This window comes from Nocardia sp. NPDC101769 (assembly GCF_044766925.1).
Lineage (GTDB): Bacteria > Actinomycetota > Actinomycetes > Mycobacteriales > Mycobacteriaceae > Nocardia.
Window position 1 is genome coordinate 1 of record NZ_JBIWMX010000153.1, and the last position, 1,091, is coordinate 1,091.

The following is a 1,091-nucleotide window of genomic DNA, read 5'->3' on the forward strand; positions in this document are numbered from 1 at the left end:
CGGTGACCTCGATCCGGCCGCCGTCGCGGCGCAGCAGGCCGGCCGCGACGAGTGCGGTCAGTGCGGCTTCGACGTCGGCGGTGGCGAACTGGGTCATGGTGGCGACCTTGGCGATGTGCGCCTGCTCCTCGACCGGTTCGCCCGCCGCCAGGGCGACGTTCAGGGTGATCCACTGCTTCTCGTCGAGCGAGGTGCCCGCCAGGGAGCGGACCAGGATCGCGTGGTGGTGCTTCTCGGCCTGGCCGACGATCGACGGGTTCAGGGTCGGGGCGGTGGTGGCGGTCATGTCGTGCTCCTCGGTGTGTGCTGTCCGGGTGATGACATCAATACTGACACTCAGGTCCATAAGTGCACAAGTACCAATTTCTACTTAGTTTCATTTGGTACTTAGGCTCGGCTGAGCTACGATTCCGGCATGGATTCCGACGACCGATCCCTGCCGCTGCGGGAACGCAAGCGGCTGCGCACCCGGCGAGCCCTGGCCGACGCGGCACTGCGGCTTTTCACCGAGCGGGGATTCGACCGCACCACGGTGGAGCACCTGGTGGACGAGGCCGAGGTATCGCGCAGCACCTTCTTCCGGGCGTTCGCCACCAAGGAGGCCGCCGCCGTCGAGGCCGAGACCGAGCTCTGGGCGAGTTATCTCGCGGCGCTGGCGGATCGGCGCGCGACGGGCCCGATCGTCGACCATCTGCGGGACACGTTGATCGCGGGAGCCGAAGCGCTGCCGCCGGATTGGGACGCCCGCTACATCGCGACGCGCCGGCTGGCACTCACCGCGCCGGCCCTGCTCGGCGAGATCGACTACCAGCGTTCGGGTGTCGAGAAAGAGGTCGTGGCCCGGCTGACCACAGCATCGGACTCGGATCCGGCGGACCTGCGCCCGCGCATCCTCGCCGAGCTCGCCACCACATGCTGGAGTGTCGCTGCGCGGGACTGGGTGGTCACCGAAGGCGCCGGCGGCCGCGCCACACTGATCGCCCGGATCCGTGAGGCTTTCGACGCCGTGCCGGCCGCACTGCACTTGACGGCGTACGAACACCCCGGTGACACACCCGAAACGATGTGACCCGGCACAGGCGGCGACATTC

2 protein-coding genes are annotated in these 1,091 nt (G+C 68.4%); one reads left to right on the forward strand and one right to left on the reverse strand.

Annotated elements, in window-relative coordinates:
• Window positions 1-286 (reverse strand): hypothetical protein (locus ACIRRA_RS46085; RefSeq protein WP_402782527.1); only part of this gene is annotated, 286 nt, incomplete at its 3' end.
• 129 nt (window positions 287-415) lie between these two features.
• Here ACIRRA_RS46085 and ACIRRA_RS46090 point away from each other — a divergent pair.
• Entirely contained in the window at window positions 416-1,069 is a 654-nt protein-coding gene (locus tag ACIRRA_RS46090; RefSeq protein WP_402782530.1) for a TetR family transcriptional regulator, read from the forward strand.
• Window positions 1,070-1,091 lie beyond the last annotated feature (22 nt).

Excerpts from the sequence above, each read along its gene's own strand:
- ACIRRA_RS46090 (WP_402782530.1), top strand. The coding sequence starts at position 416 with ATGGATTCCGACGACCGATCCCTGCCGCTGCGGGAACGCAAGCGGCTG.